This is a genomic window from Fictibacillus marinisediminis, from assembly GCF_023149135.1.
Taxonomy (GTDB): domain Bacteria; phylum Bacillota; class Bacilli; order Bacillales; family Fictibacillaceae; genus Fictibacillus_C; species Fictibacillus_C marinisediminis.
Map to the genome: position 1 here is coordinate 4323241 of NZ_JAIWJX010000002.1, position 17968 is coordinate 4341208.

17 protein-coding genes and 4 tRNA genes are annotated in these 17968 nt (G+C 45.3%); 1 reads left to right on the plus strand and 20 read right to left on the minus strand.

The genetic code is table 11. The features are described 5' to 3' along the window. Positions 1-147 precede the first annotated feature (147 nt). The 15 genes from LCY76_RS22460 to LCY76_RS22530 all read right to left on the minus strand — a co-directional run bounded on the left by LCY76_RS22460 (position 148) and on the right by LCY76_RS22530 (position 14122). Positions 148-945, minus strand: coding sequence for an MBL fold metallo-hydrolase (locus LCY76_RS22460; protein ID WP_248254531.1), 798 nt, complete (start codon positions 943-945; stop codon positions 148-150). 13 nt (positions 946-958) lie between these two features. After that, positions 959-1759 (minus strand): two-component system regulatory protein YycI, encoded by an 801-nt coding sequence (locus tag LCY76_RS22465; protein WP_248254532.1) that lies wholly within the window; start codon positions 1757-1759, stop codon positions 959-961. Continuing rightward, positions 1759-3153 (minus strand): YycH family regulatory protein, encoded by a 1395-nt coding sequence (locus tag LCY76_RS22470; protein ID WP_248254533.1) that lies wholly within the window; start codon positions 3151-3153, stop codon positions 1759-1761. The genes LCY76_RS22465 and LCY76_RS22470 overlap by 1 nt, the downstream gene beginning before the upstream one ends. A 3-nt stretch (positions 3154-3156) precedes the next feature. Continuing rightward, on the minus strand, positions 3157-5001 hold the full coding sequence (gene walK, locus LCY76_RS22475; RefSeq protein ID WP_248254534.1) for a cell wall metabolism sensor histidine kinase WalK: 1845 nt from the start codon (positions 4999-5001) through the stop codon (positions 3157-3159). Positions 5002-5005: 4 nt separating this feature from the next. Then, on the minus strand, positions 5006-5710 hold the full coding sequence (gene yycF, locus LCY76_RS22480; RefSeq protein WP_053356336.1) for a response regulator YycF: 705 nt from the start codon (positions 5708-5710) through the stop codon (positions 5006-5008). A 246-nt stretch (positions 5711-5956) separates the two neighbouring features. Next, positions 5957-6538: a glycerol-3-phosphate acyltransferase gene (locus tag LCY76_RS22485; protein WP_248254535.1), complete on the minus strand. Its 582-nt coding sequence runs from the start codon at positions 6536-6538 to the stop codon at positions 5957-5959. Between the two features lie 160 nt (positions 6539-6698). Further along, positions 6699-6774 (minus strand) — tRNA-Phe (locus LCY76_RS22490). A gap of 162 nt (positions 6775-6936) precedes the next feature. Further along, positions 6937-7012 (minus strand) — tRNA-Asp (locus LCY76_RS22495). Positions 7013-7030: 18 nt separating this feature from the next. Then, positions 7031-7105: transfer RNA gene (locus LCY76_RS22500), tRNA-Glu, on the minus strand. 16 nt (positions 7106-7121) lie between these two features. Beyond that, positions 7122-7197 (minus strand) — tRNA-Lys (locus LCY76_RS22505). Between the two features lie 355 nt (positions 7198-7552). Continuing rightward, positions 7553-8839 (minus strand): adenylosuccinate synthase, encoded by a 1287-nt coding sequence (locus tag LCY76_RS22510; RefSeq protein ID WP_248254536.1) that lies wholly within the window; start codon positions 8837-8839, stop codon positions 7553-7555. Between the two features lie 453 nt (positions 8840-9292). Then, complete coding sequence (gene dnaB / locus LCY76_RS22515) at positions 9293-10657, minus strand: replicative DNA helicase (RefSeq protein ID WP_248254537.1); 1365 nt, start codon at positions 10655-10657, stop codon at positions 9293-9295. Between the two features lie 95 nt (positions 10658-10752). Further along, positions 10753-11196 carry a 50S ribosomal protein L9 gene (rplI, locus tag LCY76_RS22520; RefSeq protein WP_053356332.1) on the minus strand — a complete coding sequence of 148 codons (444 nt, stop codon included), beginning with the start codon at positions 11194-11196 and terminating at the stop codon, positions 10753-10755. Beyond that, positions 11193-13166, minus strand: coding sequence for a DHH family phosphoesterase (locus tag LCY76_RS22525; protein WP_248254538.1), 1974 nt, complete (start codon positions 13164-13166; stop codon positions 11193-11195). The genes rplI and LCY76_RS22525 overlap by 4 nt, the downstream gene beginning before the upstream one ends. 17 nt (positions 13167-13183) lie before the next feature. Then, positions 13184-14122: a YybS family protein gene (locus tag LCY76_RS22530; RefSeq protein ID WP_248254539.1), complete on the minus strand. Its 939-nt coding sequence runs from the start codon at positions 14120-14122 to the stop codon at positions 13184-13186. Between the two features lie 208 nt (positions 14123-14330). Here LCY76_RS22530 and LCY76_RS22535 point away from each other — a divergent pair, with 208 nt between their 5' ends. Further along, positions 14331-14774 (plus strand): YtoQ family protein, encoded by a 444-nt coding sequence (locus LCY76_RS22535; RefSeq protein WP_248254540.1) that lies wholly within the window; start codon positions 14331-14333, stop codon positions 14772-14774. A gap of 342 nt (positions 14775-15116) precedes the next feature. Here LCY76_RS22535 and rpsR read toward each other — a convergent pair whose 3' ends face one another. The 5 genes from rpsR to LCY76_RS22560 form a co-directional block, all read right to left on the minus strand. Further along, the gene (gene rpsR, locus LCY76_RS22540) at positions 15117-15350 is read right to left on the minus strand and encodes a 30S ribosomal protein S18 (protein WP_053356327.1); all 234 of its coding nucleotides are present in this window, start codon (positions 15348-15350) and stop codon (positions 15117-15119) included. A 57-nt stretch (positions 15351-15407) separates the two neighbouring features. Beyond that, a complete protein-coding gene (ssb, locus tag LCY76_RS22545; RefSeq protein ID WP_053356326.1) occupies positions 15408-15917 on the minus strand; it encodes a single-stranded DNA-binding protein in 510 nt (169 codons plus the stop codon). 25 nt (positions 15918-15942) lie between these two features. Continuing rightward, a complete protein-coding gene (gene rpsF / locus LCY76_RS22550) occupies positions 15943-16230 on the minus strand; it encodes a 30S ribosomal protein S6 (RefSeq protein ID WP_053356325.1) in 288 nt (95 codons plus the stop codon). A 183-nt stretch (positions 16231-16413) separates the two neighbouring features. Further along, positions 16414-17511, minus strand: a complete 1098-nt coding sequence (gene ychF / locus LCY76_RS22555; protein WP_062238068.1) for a redox-regulated ATPase YchF — start codon at positions 17509-17511, stop codon at positions 16414-16416. Between the two features lie 259 nt (positions 17512-17770). Then, positions 17771-17968, minus strand: coding sequence for a DUF951 domain-containing protein (locus tag LCY76_RS22560; RefSeq protein ID WP_053356323.1), 198 nt, complete (start codon positions 17966-17968; stop codon positions 17771-17773).

Below are 17968 nucleotides of genomic sequence, written 5' to 3' on the forward strand. Positions count from 1 at the left end.
TTCCTTTCAACAATAAAATGAATGCTGTAATGATTTTTTATTTATTATAAAAAATCAAATCCCTAACTTAAAAAATATGGGTTATTTTTCACACTTTTCCACATTTATTGTTATTTCCTTAAACGGTGTCCCTTAAACAGAGAGCAGTTAAACAAGCACCAAGTCAGTCGGCTGGGCTGCATCCGTATGATAAAGCTGCAGATCTTCACCGATCACAAACCCTTTGTTTTCAAGGGTCTGTTTTACAGCAAGATGAGCAATATCTTTCATATTGTTGTCTTTGCTCAGATGGGCGAGGTAGATTCGTCTCGTCTGGTCGCCTATCAGATCTGCAAGAGCAAACCCGCAGTCTTCATTGGAAATATGGCCGTGATCGCCAAGGATCCTTCGTTTGATGTTCCAAGGATAGCGCCCCATCATCAGCATATTGATATCATGGTTCGATTCGATCACAAACGCATCGCTGTGCTTTGTGATTCCTTTCATCCGGTCACTGACATAGCCGGTATCCGTCATAAGCGTCAGCTTTTTTCCTTCATGATGGAAGACATAAAACATCGGCTCGGCCGCATCATGGGAAACACCAAAGGACTCAACCTCCAGATCACCGAATGTGCGGACCGTTTCCATTTCAAAATCAAATTTCTGTTCCGTATCCACTTCACCGATCAGCCCGTTCATCGCTTTCCATGTTTTTGCGTTGGCATAGACTGGCAGTTTATACTTTCGTGCCAAAACTCCGAGTCCTTTTATATGATCGCTATGTTCATGGGTTACGAGAATACCGTCCAGCTGATCCAGTTCACAGCAGTTTGCTTTTTCAAATAAGAGTTTCATCTGCTTTGCGCTAAGGCCGGCATCAACAAGCAGGCGCGCATTCCCCGTTTCCACGTAAATCGCGTTTCCGGTACTGCCGCTTGCCAGCACGCTGAATTGCAAACTCATTGTTCAATCCTCTCTATTGTTCTCTGTCAATCTCCTGAATGGAGCTGTCTGTTGCGTTCACAAGAAAATGAGCATCCTCCGTTTCGATAGACCACGTTGGCGCATATACCTGCACATCCTCCACATTTGCCAGACTATAATAACCGAGAACAATCTTATTAATTTTGTCACCGCTTGAAAGGTGCTGGGTATTAAACAAGCTACCTAATGCTTTCATAGGCGAAATAATTTCCTGCGGCGTACCCTGTCTGTACACAGAAATAAAAGTTTGTGTATAGCGGGTGAGAAAACCCTTTTCATTCCATTCGAACATCACCATTCCGCTCGGGCGGTTCGTATCATCATCCGTATCAAAGAAAAGTGGTTGTCCTTGATAGATTTGTGTAAACCAAATCTTATGGTTCTTCGTGTCTTTTTTATAGAATCGGTATTCATCGCCCCGGTAGACGTCATCTTTCAGAAATTGAGAAACATCTTTGACAAGGTCGTTCTTATCCAGCTCCAGCGGCTTTTTTAAGTTAAAAATGAGCGTCGTATCTGTACTGCTGCTGTCCAGCTTACTCGTTTTTGATTTAATCTCGTTCGCTGAAAAAGGAGCCCGCTGACCGCTAATCAGGGTTTGATGGTCCTTATAGCTCTGCGGAAGACTATCTTTGTAATCAATATTGTTGTCCGCCAGCCTTTTTTCAAGAGGCTGCTCAGACAGGTACTTGAGATTGCTCTTGTCCATTTTCTGCGAGAGCTGGTACCCGAGAAAGATATTCAGAATCAGGAACGTCAGAATAAAAATCGTCTTAGTTTTTTTCCAATCCATTAGAATTCTCCCCCAGGCCCTTGACTGTCTCGGAATAATGGCTGCCAGTCATGGCTTGGTCCATAATTGACAAACCATTTCGGCTGGAGATTGTACACATTTTCCTGTCCTCTTGCATGGGTCATCTCATAGCCGACTGCCAGTTTGTTAACAAGGGACATGTCATATTCCTTAAGAGCAGCCTTTACTTCTGCTGCAGACTGAAGCTTCACTTTTTTCGGTTTGAATGAATATTCTTTATCGTCCATGACGAGCTCTACCAAGGAACGCTGATATTCATTCAATTCGTTGTTCGTCCAGCCGAGTTTCATTTCCATATCACTCTTGATCACTGGAATGCCTCTGACAAACAGCAGAAATTCGACTGAACCGCTTGTAGGGTCCAAGTTGTAAAAATAATATGGATTTCCCCAGCCCGCATGGTTATTAATAAAATCAACACTGTTGAAGAGCGGGCTTCTCGTCTGCTGGGTCATATCTTCATCAGGGCCTTGTGTGAAATTCGTATATTTAATTCGATTCGTATTGCGGTTCACGTCAAGTGCGGAGCTTTCATCGGTATAATATTCTCCGGTGTTGCCGCTCTTGACGTTGCCTGGATCACGGAACAGCGCGTTCTTGTAGCGGTCAATCGTATCACTATTAATGGAACGGGAGAGATAACTGTAGGAGTTAAGCTCAAAGCTTTGTTTTGGAAAGTAGAAGCGTCTGGAAACTTCTGCACCTTGGTCAGTATCCCGCTCCACATCATACGGCTCATATTCAAGCACACCGCTTTTCGCGTTATTGATAATGTTCTTCAAAGAATCAAACGGGAAGGTTGTGCTTGCAGTGATCATCTTCCGCTGTGTATAGGAGATGATGTGCGCCTCCACTTCATTTGTATCTTTTTTATAGAAAATCACACGGTCTGCAGACGGGATAGTAAACGTTCCGCCTGAGGATGTCAGGTTGAAGATCTGGCTGTAAATATCCGCTGTCATATCGGTCGGATAGATGACCTCGATGTACTCTTTATTCTTCAGCTTTTCATCAATGTTCGTTGAAGGCCGGTTTCGGCTTTCATAAAACTTCGTGTTTTCAAGCATCTGGTTTACCCGTTCGATAAAATTATCATTGGCGGGCATTCCCCTGTATGAGTTCTTGTCATAATAGATGATCTGGCTAGGCCGGATGACATCCGTAATTTTCTTCGTATCTGTCACTTGTGCTTTTTTCAAAGTCCTTGTTTCTTCCAAATTGCTGTAGTTCGGCTTAAGCGTCCACAGACTCCATGTCAAAATCAGGCTTAGCATGATCAAAAAGATCAGTAAGACCGACTTAATGACTTCAAAATTCCGATACACAGACTTCGCCACAAATTTAATAATGTTGTAAATTTTGCTCCACGTCATCTTTTACTCCCCCCTTACCTTTTTTAGAGGAAGGGTAAAATGTATAGTTGTTCCTTGTCCCCATTCACTTTCAGCCCAAATATCCCCGCCATGGGCAAGCACGATTTCTTTTGTGATCGCAAGTCCCAGCCCTGTACCGCCTAAGTCCCTGGAGCGGGCACGGTCTACACGGAAAAAGCGGTCAAAGATTTTAGAGACATTGTTTTTCGGGATGCCGACACCCTGATCGGCCACGCTGACCTTAATCTTTCTGCCGTGAAGAGAAGCGGAAACGGAAATCGTTCCACCCTCCGGAGAATACTTGATCGCGTTGGAAATAATATTATCCACGACCTGCGTCATCTTGTCGGTATCGATCTGCACCATAATCGAGCGCTCAGGCAAATTCCTTAAAAAATGGAGATGCTCATGCTGAAGCATTTCAAAGCGTTCGATAATGTCCTGCAGAAATTGAACAAGGTCCGTTTGAATAAAGTTAAACCGGTAATCCTTGCTGTCCATTTTGGAGAGCTGCAGAAGATCGGTTACGAGGCGGATCATCCGCTCGGTTTCGTTCTGCGTTACTTCCAAAAAGCGGGGAGCGATGTTTTCATCCTGCCATGCTCCTTCAGCAAGCGCCTCCAGGTAGCTTCTCATCGTCGTAAGCGGCGTACGGAGTTCATGGGAAACATTGAATACAAACTCTCTTCGCTCATTCTCAATCTGCTCCTGCTCTGTCACATCATGCAGAACGGCGATCAATCCGTTTACCGGTCCGCCTTCTTTTTGGATCACAGAGAAGTTCGCTCTAAGGACATAATGCACTTTATCTGTACTGAAATCGAGCAGCATGCTCTCATACTCGTTGTACAGCTCGTCCCACGTATACTGGTCATTGAGCCGAAGAAGCTCAAGAAGCGAGTTTCCGAGCGCGTGCTGCCGGGAGATGTTCAGCATTTCTTCCGCACGATCGTTCATCAGAATAATGCATCCGTCCCGGTCGGTGGCAATCACACCATCCGTCATATAAGTGAGGACAGAGCGCAGCTTCCTTCTCTCACTCTCAGTAATGGCGGTCGCTTCCTGCAGCTTTCTCGTCAGATCGTTGAATGTCATCGACAGCTGGCCGATCTCATCATCGCCATAAACCTGCACTTTTCGGGAAAAATCGCCCCTTGCCATAACAAGCGCCTGCTTACGCATATCCGCCATCGGCCTTGTGATCGTCCGGGCAAGAAAAATACCGAGTATCGCTGTTATTCCCAGGGCAATAACCGTACCGGTCGTCAGAATTTTATTAATATCACTGATTTGCTTGTATACACTCTCAATCGAGGATTCGACATAGATCGCTCCAAGAATTTGTTTGTTCTTGTCGACCTGCTTGTCTTTTCCGGCGATGATCGGTTTAGCCCAGACTATAACCCGCTGTTTCGAATCGCGGTCATACATTTCTGTCTGGTCTTCCGTGCCATTGAGGGCCAGTTTAATCTTGCTGTTCGTACTCACCTGGCCGATGAGATTCTGTTTGTCGCTGCCAAGAACAACACCGTCTTTGCTAAGTACCTGAACTTCCTTGATGTTCTGATCCTTCGTTTCGTTTATGAGCTGGGCGATGTCATCTCTCAGCATGCTGTTCTTATCCTCTGTTGCTTCTTTCATCTGCTGGGCATCCAGGATCTTCTGTTCAGCGTTAAACTCGAAGAAATCCAAATTATTCTTCAGCGCACTGTCATAGTTATTGCGAAGATTGGACTCCAGGTTATTAATGAAATACACACTGATAACCTGCATGGCGATTAAAATGAGCAAAACATAGATCAATACAAACTTAACGTGTATTGATCTGAAAAAGCCTACCTTATCCATTTGTCTACTCCTGATCAGGATTTCGTAAATAGTAGCCCACTCCGCGTCTGGTAATGATCCAGAGAGGATGGCTTGGGTTGTCTTCCACTTTCTCACGGAGACGGCGGACGGTCACATCTACTGTCCTGACGTCACCAAAATAATCATAGCCCCATACGGTCTGCAGCAAATGCTCCCGCGTCATGACTTGGCCGATATGCTTGGCCAGATAATACAGCAGTTCGAACTCCCGATGGGTCAGTTCAATCGACTCACCGCGTTTCGTTACGAGATAAGCATCTGGATGGATGGTTAAAGAGCCAATCACGATTTCGTTGTTCTCATCAACTTCACGCTCTGTTTCTTGTTGATGGCGGCGCAGATTTGCTTTAACACGTGCGATCAGTTCCCGTGTACTGAAAGGCTTCGTGACATAATCATCGGCACCAAGTTCAAGGCCAAGGACCTTATCAATCTCTGAGTCTTTGGCTGTAAGCATAATAATCGGGGTATCGTATTTTTTCCGGACCTCACGGCATACTTCCATTCCATCTTTCATTGGAAGCATGATGTCCAAAAGAATCATGTCCGGTTTCTCGTTTTCTATTTTTTCAATTGCCGATACACCGTCATATGCACACGTTACCTGGAATCCTTCTTTCTCCAGATTGAACTGTAAAATATCCGCAATCGGCCTCTCATCATCTACTACAAGAATCTTTTTGTCCATCCGGTAGTCGCTCCTTTTTGGAAACCGTAATTTCAAGTCTCTTTTATATAAATTAGGTGAATGAATTAGTTTGTCTACCCTTTATTTTACCACAATATCTAAATTCTCCATAACGTCAGTCTTCTCGCTCTGTAAGAAAAGCGGAAGCGGCCTGTTTAGTTCCGACAGGCGCTGAAGCTGGACATTACTTCTATGTAAGCTTCTTTAAATCATAAAAATAATCCTCCTTTTTTAAAAGAGGATCATTCATGTTTTCCCCGTAAAGCGGAGCGCTAAATCATCTTTTTGCACATACACGACAAGCACAGAGATCAACAGGAGCAGAAGGGCAACCGTCAGCATCTGATAAATGGCATAATGCAGAATCGGCACCGCCAGAAACGCAATGAGCCCCGCTACGGTCAAACTTCTCCTGATGGCAAAAAGGAGGAGGAACAGTACAGCTGCCGCCGCCGCGATTTTCCAATCAAAAACAAGTATTCCGCCAATGAAGGATGCTACTCCTTTGCCGCCATGAAACTTAAGCGCGACAGGCCATAGATGGCCCGCTATGACCATGAAGAAGGCGGCCAGCTGCAGGGTAGGAGGGAGGCCAAAATAGGATTTTGCCAGCTGTACAGCCAGAGCTGCCTTAAGCAGGTCTCCTGCAAGCGTCAGAACAAATCCCCAAGGCCCGATTACGCGGCCGGCATTTCGAGCCCCAATATTTCCTGTACCCTCAGTTCTGAGATCGACTCCCTTTAACCACTTTGCAACAAGATATCCTGTCATAATGTTTCCGATAAAATAACACGAGATCAAATAGAGAACCAGCTGAATCGTGCCCATATGTCTGTCTTCCTTCCAACGGCTATTCTTCCTTTGTTCTTACTATACGGGCACCGCCCGCTATTGGTGTAAAAATCAAAGAGTGTATTAAAAAGGCATGCAGAATGGTAGCTGCATGCCTTTTGTCATGATCGATCAGGTATAGTAATTGTAAGTAAAATGGTGGCTCGAGACGGAATCGAACCGCCGACACGAGGATTTTCAGTCCTCTGCTCTACCGACTGAGCTATCGAGCCAAGATTTAGTATTTTTCTGTCCGTCGGTCCCTGTCTCTTCCTCTGCATGTGAAGCTGACGATGGGTATCCGTCGAGACAACTCGCTGCTTAATCACGGTGTGTTGCTCGTGACTGAGCTATCGAGCCAAGATTTAGCAGTTCTGTAAAAACTAAGAAAAAAATGGCGGACCCGACCGGGGTCGAACCGGCGATCTCCTGCGTGACAGGCAGGCATGTTAACCACTACACCACGAGTCCAAAAAATAAAAAATAGAATGGTGACCCGTACGGGATTCGAACCCGTGTTACCGCCGTGAAAGGGCGGTGTCTTAACCGCTTGACCAACGGGCCACTCTATAAGAAAAAATGGTGAGCCATGAAGGACTCGAACCTTCGACCCTCTGATTAAAAGTCAGATGCTCTACCAACTGAGCTAATGGCTCTTACTGTAAAAGTCGTTTTAACACGACAAGAATTATCATATCATCATTTTATCTTTTTTGGCAAGCAGTTTTTTAAAAAAATTGTAGAATTAAGTATTTTCTTCGTTTAGAAGGTTATTTTAGTGCGGAAATTCAGTGTCCAATGCCCGCATTCCTCCTTTTACTAGCCAAAATCGAACATTTTCTGGCCATAAACCAAAAATACTAGCCAAAACCCATGATTTACTTGCCATTTTCTCCAATTTACTGGCCAAACCGGGATTATGGTCAACTAGCGGCACCCCATGAACCAGATTTTCCTCAAAACAAAAACCGGCCCCACATACAGGGCCGGTTCACCTATTTTCTAATGATATTAAACAAATACACCGCGGACCATGTTCGTTTGGTTACGGTCAGGTCCTACAGAGAAGATCGTTAGCGGAATACCAGTCAGCTGTGATACGCGTTCTACATAGTGACGAGCGTTTTCCGGAAGATCACTCAACGTTTTAGCTCCAGTGATGTCTTCTGTCCAGCCTGGAAGCTCTTCATAGACAGGCTCACATTCGCCTAGAATTTTAAGGCTTGCAGGGAATTCATTGATGACTTCACCTTTATGTTTGTAAGCGACACAGATTTTCAAAGTCTCAATTCCTGTAAGCACGTCGATGGAGTTCAGGGAAAGATCAGTCAAACCGCTCACACGTCGGGCATGGCGGACAACCACTGAATCAAACCAGCCGACACGGCGCGGACGCCCTGTTGTCGTACCATACTCACGGCCGACTTCACGAATTTGGTTCCCGATTTCATCATTCAGCTCGGTAGGGAACGGGCCATCACCGACACGAGTAGTATAGGCTTTGGAAACACCGACTACGTGATGGATTTTTGATGGTCCTACACCAGAACCGATTGTTACTCCCCCTGCAATCGGGTTGGACGATGTAACGAACGGATACGTACCTTGGTCGATATCCAGCATGACGCCTTGTGCACCTTCGAACAGGACACGGCGGCCTTCATCAAGCGCATCATTAAGTACAACGGAAGTATCGCAAACATACTTCGCGATCTGCTGGCCATAGCTGTAGTATTCATCAAGGATTTCTTCTTTCGTAAATCCTTCAGATTCGTAGATCTTTTCAAAAAGGCGGTTCTTTTCCGCCAGGTTGCGCTCAAGCTTCTCTTCGAAAACTTCTTTATCCAAAAGGTCTGCGATACGGATACCGATACGCGCGGCTTTATCCATGTATGCAGGTCCGATCCCTTTTTTCGTTGTTCCGATTTTGTTGGCGCCCTTGCTTTCCTCTTCTAAGATATCAAGGCGAAGATGGTAAGGTAGGATAACGTGCGCACGGTTGGAAATTCTAAGGTTTTCCGTGTGAACTCCCAGATCGTTTAAATACTTAAGCTCTTCAACAAGCGCCTTCGGATCGATAACCATACCGTTTCCAATGACACAGACTTTATCGCTATAAAAAATCCCGGATGGTATTAAATGCAGCTTGTACTTCTTTCCATTGAACACGATAGTATGTCCAGCATTGTTACCACCCTGATAACGGGCTACTACTTCTGCTTTTTCAGAAAGATAATCGGTAATTTTCCCTTTACCTTCATCTCCCCATTGTGTTCCGACAACGACTACGGATGACATTACACCAGCACCTCCAAGTAAACTTAAAAATCTGTTATAAATACGTCAATATTTCTAGTAAATTAAAAAACCATGCTTAGTTTATCAATTATCAGGGTGAAAGTCAACAAAACACGAACATTATAAAATATTTACAGTTTTTCCGTTCGTGTTTGTGTGGGTGGAGGAGCGTAAAGGGCTTTGCCCTTTACGGCTCCTCAGCGCTGATGACGGGCTTTAGAGGGGCTGTTTTAGCATCAGGCGCTTCTTTTTGGCTGATGGGCCATTTACCCGCGGAAATGAAGTAAATACCCGCCAAAACCCCATTATGGTAAACTAGCGAGCTCCTAGTACTCCTACCACAAGCCCTGGCGAGAGCAACCCGCAGACACCCGCTGCCCTCTATCCTCATCCTGACCCACATAAAAAAAACAGACACTCTCATAACTTGAGAATGCCTGTTTTTGATCTATTTTATGCGCCGGATGGCATACTGCTTTCGTCATGCCTTCGGTCGAGGTTTACGAATTTGTTGTATTCTTTGACGAAGGCGAGTTCGACGGTGCCTGTTGGGCCATTACGCTGCTTGGCGATGATGATTTCGATGATGTTCTTGCTTTCTGACTCTTTGTCATAGTAATCATCACGGTATAGGAATGCTACGATATCGGCATCCTGCTCGATACTTCCTGATTCACGGATATCAGACATCATCGGGCGTTTATCCTGGCGGGATTCTACGCCACGGGAAAGCTGGGAGAGCGCGATGACCGGTACCTGAAGTTCACGGGCAAGTGCCTTCAGGGAACGTGAGATTTCAGAAACCTCCTGCTGCCTGTTTTCGCCCGCTCTGCCGTTCCCCTGGATGAGCTGCAAATAATCAATCAGGATCATGCCAAGGCCTTTTTCCTGTTTGAGACGGCGGCATTTGGAACGGATATCTCCAATACGTACACCAGGTGTGTCATCGATAAAGATTCCTGCTGCCGACAGGCTTCCCATCGCCATCGTTAATTTTTGCCAGTCTTCCGGGACAAGGGAACCGGTACGGAGACGCTGTGCATCGATATTTCCTTCCGCACAAAGCATACGCATGACGAGCTGCTCGGCACCCATCTCCAGACTGAAGATCGCCACATTTTCTTCTGTTTTGGTGGCCACGTTCTGCGCGATATTCAGAGCGAAGGCCGTTTTACCTACGGAAGGACGGGCCGCGACGATGATCAGGTCATTTCGCTGAAAACCTGCAGTCATGCGGTCCAAGTCAGCAAATCCGGTCGGGATCCCGGTAATGTCACCTTTACGGTTATGAAGCTGTTCAATATTGTCATAGGCCGCGACAAGCACGTCTTTGATGGAGATAAAGGCTCCCCCGTTTTTGCGGTTGGCCACTTCCAGAATCGACTTTTCCGCCTCATTCAGGACAGCTTCTACTTCTTCTTCACGGGCGTAGCCGTTTGCTGCGATTTCCGAGGCCGCACGAATAAGCCTGCGAAGCAGGGATTTTTCTTCAACAATTTTGCTGTAGTAATCAATATTGGCCGCGGTCGGCGAGCTGTTTGCCAGATCACTTAAATAGGAGACGCCGCCGATTTCATCAAGCAGCTTCCGGTCGGCGAGATCGGATGTGACGGTTACAAGATCTACCGGCTCCCCTTTCTCTGACAAGTCCAGCATCACCTGATAGATGCGCTGATGGGAGGCGCGGTAAAAGTCCTCTGGGATCAAAATCTCTGAAGCGGTGACCAATGCCTCCGGCTCAAGAAAAATAGCTCCCAGGGTGGCTTGTTCGGCCTCTATATTCTGTGGTGGAATGCGATCAACAAAAAGATCACTCATAATACTTCCTCCTGAAAGATAACCTGCTGCAATCAGCAGGGAATATCCTGTTTACAGCAGATGAGACCGGTTGAACCCGGTCCCAGTCACTCTGCTTATTCTTCAACTACATGTACTTTGATCGTACCAGTTACTTCAGGGTGAAGCTTAACGGGTACATCTGTATATCCTAAAGATCGGATCGGATTCGTGAGATCAATTTTTCGTTTATCGATGGTAATGTTCATTTTCTTTAAGCCGTCTGCAATTTGTTTGCTTGTCACGGATCCGAAGACACGGCCGCCCTCTCCTGACTTGGTTTTGAGTTCAACTGTCATTTCACCAAGCTTTTCTTTTAACTGCTTGGCTTCTTCCAGGACGGCGGCCGCTTTTTTCTCTTCGCTTTTCTTTTGGCCTTCTACGACGGAGAGAGCTCCTTTTGTCGCTTCAGTTGCAAGGTTGTTGGGCAACAAATAGTTTCGTGCATAGCCCTCGGATACGTTTTTTATTTCCCCTTTTTTTCCTTTACCTTTAACATCTTTAAGAAAAACTACTTTCATTCTTCTTCTCCCCCTTCAAAATACTCGTCGATAATAGCTTTAAGTTTTTTCTCGGCGCCATCCAATGTTTCGTTCTCAAGCTGGCAGGCGGCATTGGTTAAGTGTCCTCCGCCTCCCAAGCCTTCCATTATCATCTGCACGTTTACATCCCCCAGAGAACGGCCGCTTATGCTGATCTTTTGATCATGTCTTTTGGCAATAACGAAGGATGCGCTCACATCGTTCATGGAAAGCAGGATATCCGCAGCCTGTGCAATAAGCACCTGGCCGCATTCTTCGCTTGGCTCTGCTTTGGATATGACAATTCCATTTTTATAAGCTACAGCATTTTCAATCAGTTTTGAACGTTTGTTATAGGTTTCCAGGTCTTCTTTTAAGAACTTCTGGACGAGGATGGTATCTGCTCCGTGGGCCCTTAAGTAGGAGGCCGCATCAAACGTCCGTGAACCGGTGCGCAGCGTAAAGCTTTTCGTATCAACGATAATCCCCGCGAGCAGGGCAGTGGCTTCAAGCATACGCATTTTAAGCCGTTTAGGCTGATATTCCAGAAGCTCGGTCACCAGCTCTGCTGTAGAGGAAGCATAAGGCTCCATATAGACGAGAACCGGATCTGCGATAAATTCCTCTCCGCGCCGGTGATGATCAATCACAACGACATGATCGAGCTTGGAAAGAAGACGCTCTTCCATGACCATCGAAGGTTTGTGGGTATCCACGACAACCAGCAGCGTGCCGGCCGTTGAGATCTCAAGCGCTTCTTCCGGTGTGATGAAATGCTTCCAAAGTGAGTCTGTCCCTTTGATCTCATTCATCAACCGCTGGACGCCAGTATCAAGATCTGATGTATCGAGCACGATATAACCGTCTTTACCGTTGACCTGAGCCACTTTCAATATTCCCATCGCCGATCCCATAGAATCCATGTCAGGGCTTTTGTGGCCCATGATGATCACTTTGTCGCTATCGAGAACAAGCTCGCTCAAGGCGTGGGATATCACACGTGCACGCACTCTCGTTCTTTTTTCCACAGGATTGGTCTTTCCGCCATAGAAACGGACTTTTCCATTCTGCTGTTTAATCGCCACCTGGTCTCCTCCGCGTCCCAGTGCCAGATCAAGACTCGATTGCGCCAGCTGTCCCAGCTCGGGCAATGCTGACGGTCCTGAGGCAACACCAACACTCAAGGTAAGAGGAACGTTTTCCTTTGTGGTCGAATCCCTTACTTCATCCAGGACAGAAAAGCGGTTTTTTTCAAGCTCACTTAAGATCCGCTGGTTGAAAACGGCCAAAAAGCGCTCTGAAGACGTGCGTTTTAAGAAGATTCCATGGTCATTGGCCCACTTGTTCAAAATGGAGGTGACCTTGGAGTTAATGCTGGAACGGAATTGATCGTCAAGTCCCTGTGTTACCTCTTCATAGTTATCAAGGTAGATGATCCCGATGCATGTCTGTTCTTCTTCATACATCCGCTCAACTTCAATTTGCTCTGTAACATCAAAGAAATAGAGGAGACGTTCCTCTTTTTTGAAATGGACTTCAAATTTCCTTGATTTTAAGATTACGATTTCTTCCAGCGCATCACTTTTTATAAAAGGCACTAAATCTTCGGAAATAAGATTAAGCGAGTGGCCGATAAAAGCCTCTTCTTCAACCCACGCCCCCATAAAAGGATTCGCCCATTCAATTTTATAATCTTCGTCATACAGAATGATTCCGATCGGCATTTCCATCAGAGCTTCTTCTCCGACCTTTTTGATGCGATGGGAGAGGGTAGAGATATAATCGCCCAAGTCTTCCTGGAAAGAATTTTCGGCCCGCATTACGAAATAGAAGAGCAAGCCTAATAAAAGAAAACCAACTGCTCCAATTATCCATTGATAATACGTAATAATGCTCACAAAAAGGACCGATATGACGAACAAGGCTATCACGGGATAACCATGCCACCGTTTTAATAAAAACTTAGGCATACTTTCAGCTCCTACTATCAGGTATTTATCCGTTTCTTTAATTCGAACCCTAAGTCAATTATACCTAAGAATTTAACGACTTCCATAAGAATTGGCAGAAAGGAGGAAGTAAATATTACTAGTACAGCTAGAAAAACGGGAAGGGCTTTGGGCCATTGCTTTTTCTTGGCATAACTAAAGATAACGGTAAGCCCTTGTACAACAAGTACGAGGGACAAAATAATATATAGATTAATCGTAAGAATGTAGAGTCCAGACCCATGTTCAGGCCCTGTTAAGGTCAAGACAAGGGCTAAAATATAATACCACAAAAATGATTTTGGAAACGACCATTCCCGGAACGGCGGAAATGTCCTGTATTCCATCCTCATTCTTTTTAATACAAGTGAAGCCAGCCACTGCGTCAATAATGTAGAGAGCACGGCTCCTATAATAATAGAGATCGGCAGCATATACGGAATCATAGCCACCTGTTCACGCAAAAGGTCAAGCCGCGCCGCTTCGGGGCCGCCATCTTTATAGAACTGTGCGGCTTGATCAATAATATCGTTAAATCGCCCCTGGGTTACTTTTACGAGATTGAAATGCAATAAATACTTAGCAAAGACAAGCAGCATAAGCAGATTGAATATGCCGGCAAGGCTTCCGCCGAGCAGTACACCAAAGGCCGATTTTTTTCGCTTGTACAGTTCACCCATCACAATACCGGCAAAGCCTGAAGGAAATGCGTAGATGATGCCGCCGGCTCCCCCTATCACTCCGGATAACACAAGAGTAACTGCCCAGATGAGCAGCCCGGGTTTCCAGCCGTGTTTGAAAACAAACAGGATAATGGGCAAAGGCAGCAAAAAGAAAGTAAATGCACCGATCAGCGGCAGGTTTAGACTGATAATCATTAAAATAATGTAGACGCCGGCCATAACCGCTCCGTCTACGATTGTTGATGTTTTACGCATGGTTCACCTCTGGCTTTATTGCCTACGGTCTTTATTGTAGTAAATTATTTGCTGTAAATCCAATTATATTAATTAGCTTAACCCCTTCGTGCCAAATAAAACATACACAACAGTATCTACCTTATCATGATGGCCGTTATAATGGAACCAGACAAACCGTTTACACGCGTGCTGAATGCGGTATTCTAGTTTTAGAGGAGGAGATAGCATGGAACTAACAGTATACTTGGCAGGGCAGATTCACGATGATTGGCGGGAACAGATCAAATCTCAGGCAAAAGATATGAACCTTCCATTAACCTTTGTTGGTCCGATGGAAGACCATGAACGGTCCGACAACATTGGAGAAGAGATCCTCGGCAAACAGCCGAACGCCATCTTTAAAGACGAAGCTGCATCAAGCATCAATAACCTGCGTACCGATATCTTGATGAACAAGGCGGATGTAGTGGTCGCTCTCTTCGGAGAAAAATACAAACAATGGAACACTGCCATGGATGCCGCCAGAGCAGCCGCGCTGCATAAGCCGCTCATTTTGATCCGGCCTGAAGCCCTTCACCATCCTTTAAAAGAACTGTCCAGCAAAGCCAGCCTCGTCGTGGAAACCCCTCAGCAAGCGATGCAGGCACTTTCCTACATCTTTGAAAGCTGAAAATGAAAATGAAAAAGCGGCCAAATCCTTGGATTTTTGCCGCTTTTTTTCATGTTATTGTGAAAGGCTCTTTTCTATAAGATTGTTGCTTAGGGAACCTTTTTGTAAAGAACCTTCATTGAGCAGTTGATTGGAGTGCAAGGGGCGAGACTCCGGCGGGACGAGCATGACAGGTGAAACCCGCAGACGCAAGCGCCGGGGGTTCAGCGCACGCCCCGCGGAAAGCGAGCAACCTGAAACGGAAATCAACCACTTCCAAGAGCACCAAAGGTTACGAAAACAGCCTTGCGAAACAAAAAAGCACAGTAAAGAGTAATCTTTACCGTGCTTCAAGACTGAATACTATTCAGTTACGTATGGTAATAGCGCCATGAAACGAGCACGTTTGATAGCACGAGTCAATTGACGTTGGTATTTAGCAGATGTTCCTGTCACACGACGAGGAAGAATCTTTCCGCGTTCTGATACGAAACGCTTAAGAAGATCTACATCTTTGTAGTCGATGTAAGTGATTTTGTTTACAGTGAAGAAACAAACCTTACGACGCTTTTGGCGTCCACCGCGACGTCCAGCCATGAGTATTTCCCTCCTTCTTGTTGAATTTTATATTTAGTCGATCACATATGTGTTGTCTTAGAATGGCAAATCGTCATCAGAGATGTCGATTGGAGTGCCGTCATTGGCAAATGGATCATCATTAAAGTTATTGCGCTTTTGGCTCTGTTGCTGTTGCTGCTGGCCATAACCGCGGTCACCTGATGGCCCGCCAAAGTTGTTCCCGCCCTGGCTTTGGTATTGCTGCTGTCCTCCGCCGGCGTTCGCATTCTTCGGCTCCAAGAATTGAACACTTTCTGCCATGACTTCGGTCACGTAAACACGCTGACCTTGGTTGTTATCATAAGAGCGTGTCTGAACGCGCCCGTCTACTCCGGCAAGTGACCCCTTCTTAAGGAAGTTAGCCACATTCTCAGCCGGCTTGCGCCAGATTACACAGTTGATGAAATCTGCTTCGCGTTCACCTTGCTGATTCGTAAATGCTCGATTTACTGCCAGTGTAAAGTTAGCAACAGCCACACCGTTTGGAGTATAGCGTAATTCCGGGTCCTTCGTTAAACGTCCAACAAGGATTACACGATTTAGCATAAGAACCTCTCCTCAAAGTTAAAAATTATCTCTCGTCTGCAATTGTCATGAAACGAAGAACATCTTCGTTGATCTTCATAAGACGGTCGAATTCATTGATCGCTTCAACAGGAGCATTTACGCTTAAAAGCGTGTAATAGCCATCACGATGGTCGTTGATTTCATAAGCTAGACGCTTTTTACCCATTTCTTTCTCGTTAGCGATTTCCGCACCATTATCAGTAAGGATAGTCTTTGCTCTTTCTTTAACAGATGTAAGAGCATCCTCTTCAAGATTTGGACGGACGATGTACATGATTTCGTACTTTTTCATTCCGGTCACCTCCTTTTGGTCTAAACGGCCCAACAATAGGGCAAGGAGTAAACTATCAACATTTCAATAAAAATCGATAATTACTCACAATAAAGAATTATAGCAAAAACTCTAGCGAAACACAAGACATGAATAAAAAAAGGAAAAAGCATTCAGCTTTTTCCCGGATTCTATCTTTATCTATTAAACATTAAAGCGGAAGTGAACGACATCTCCGTCTTTCATTTCGTACTCTTTACCTTCCAGCCTTACTTTTCCTTTTTCCTTCGCTGCTGCCATGTTTCCAGCAGCCGTCAGATCATCATATGCTACAACTTCAGCACGGATGAACCCGCGTTCAAAGTCTGTATGGATGATCCCGGCACATTGCGGGGCTTTCATGCCTTTTCGGAATGTCCATGCACGGACCTCTTGAACACCGGCTGTAAAATACGTAGCCAGGCCAAGCAACGAGTATGAAGCACGAATCAATTGATCAAGACCCGCTTCCTTGATGCCCAGCTCTTCCAAAAATGCTTTTTTCTCGTCTCCGTCAAGCTCTGCGATCTCTTCTTCGATCTTTGCACAGATAACGATAACCTCAGCATGTTCACGGGTAGCATATTCTCTTACCTTCTCAACATGCTCGTTTCCGCCTTCCAGCAAGTCTTCTTCACTTACATTCGCAGCATAAAGAATCGGTTTCATGGTAAGCAGATGCAGTCCATAAACGATTTTCTTTTCTTCCGGCGTAAGTTCGACGCTTCTTGCAGGCAATTCATTTAAAAGCGCATCCTTAATTTTTACAAGAACACTGAATTCAGCAACGGCTTCTTTGTCTTTTGACTTGGCCAGTTTCTCAACACGGACAATTCGCTTATCTACGGTCTCCATGTCTGCAAAAATCAATTCCAGATTGATGACTTCAATATCATCGATCGGATCGACTTTTCCGGAAACGTGAGTGATGTTTTCGTCTTCAAAACAGCGGACAACTTGAAGAATAGCGTCCACCTGGCGGATATGTGACAAGAACTTGTTTCCAAGTCCCTCACCTTTGCTCGCGCCTTTTACGATTCCAGCGATATCTGTAAATTCAAAAGCTGTCGGCACTACTTTTTTAGGCTGGACCATCTCAGTCAGCTTGTGCAGACGGTCATCCGGCACCTCAACAATTCCTACGTTCGGGTCAATCGTACAAAACGGATAGTTGGCTGATTCAGCCCCGGCTTGCGTGATGGCATTAAAAAGCGTCGATTTCCCTACATTGGGAAGACCGACAATCCCAGTTGTTAAAGCCATATATTCCACTCCTCATTGATCTCATCATTTTGATTATATATTTTGTCGTTCCATACTTGTTTGCACATCTTTCATAATTATAGGGTGTCAGCAGACAAAAAACAAGTTGAACCCGCCAAAGTAAGAAAAGCAGCAAGCACACTGATAAGATCCAACAAGAACTGGAGCTGGTAATCACTTCAATGCAAGCAAAAAAAAAACAGAACCGGGATTGTCGGTTCTGTTTCTGATGTTTCACGTGGAACGCTGTGTCTTTCTCTTACTCCTGATGTGAAACAAGCACTTTTTTCAGTTTTTTAACAAAATCTTTTCTGGGGATCAAAACACTGTGCTGACACCCCATGCATTTGATTCGGATATCAGCCCCCATACGGATGATCTTCCAGCGGTTCGTACCGCATGGGTGAGGTTTTTTCATTTCTACTTCGTCGTTTAAAAAAAATTCTTTACCTTCCAA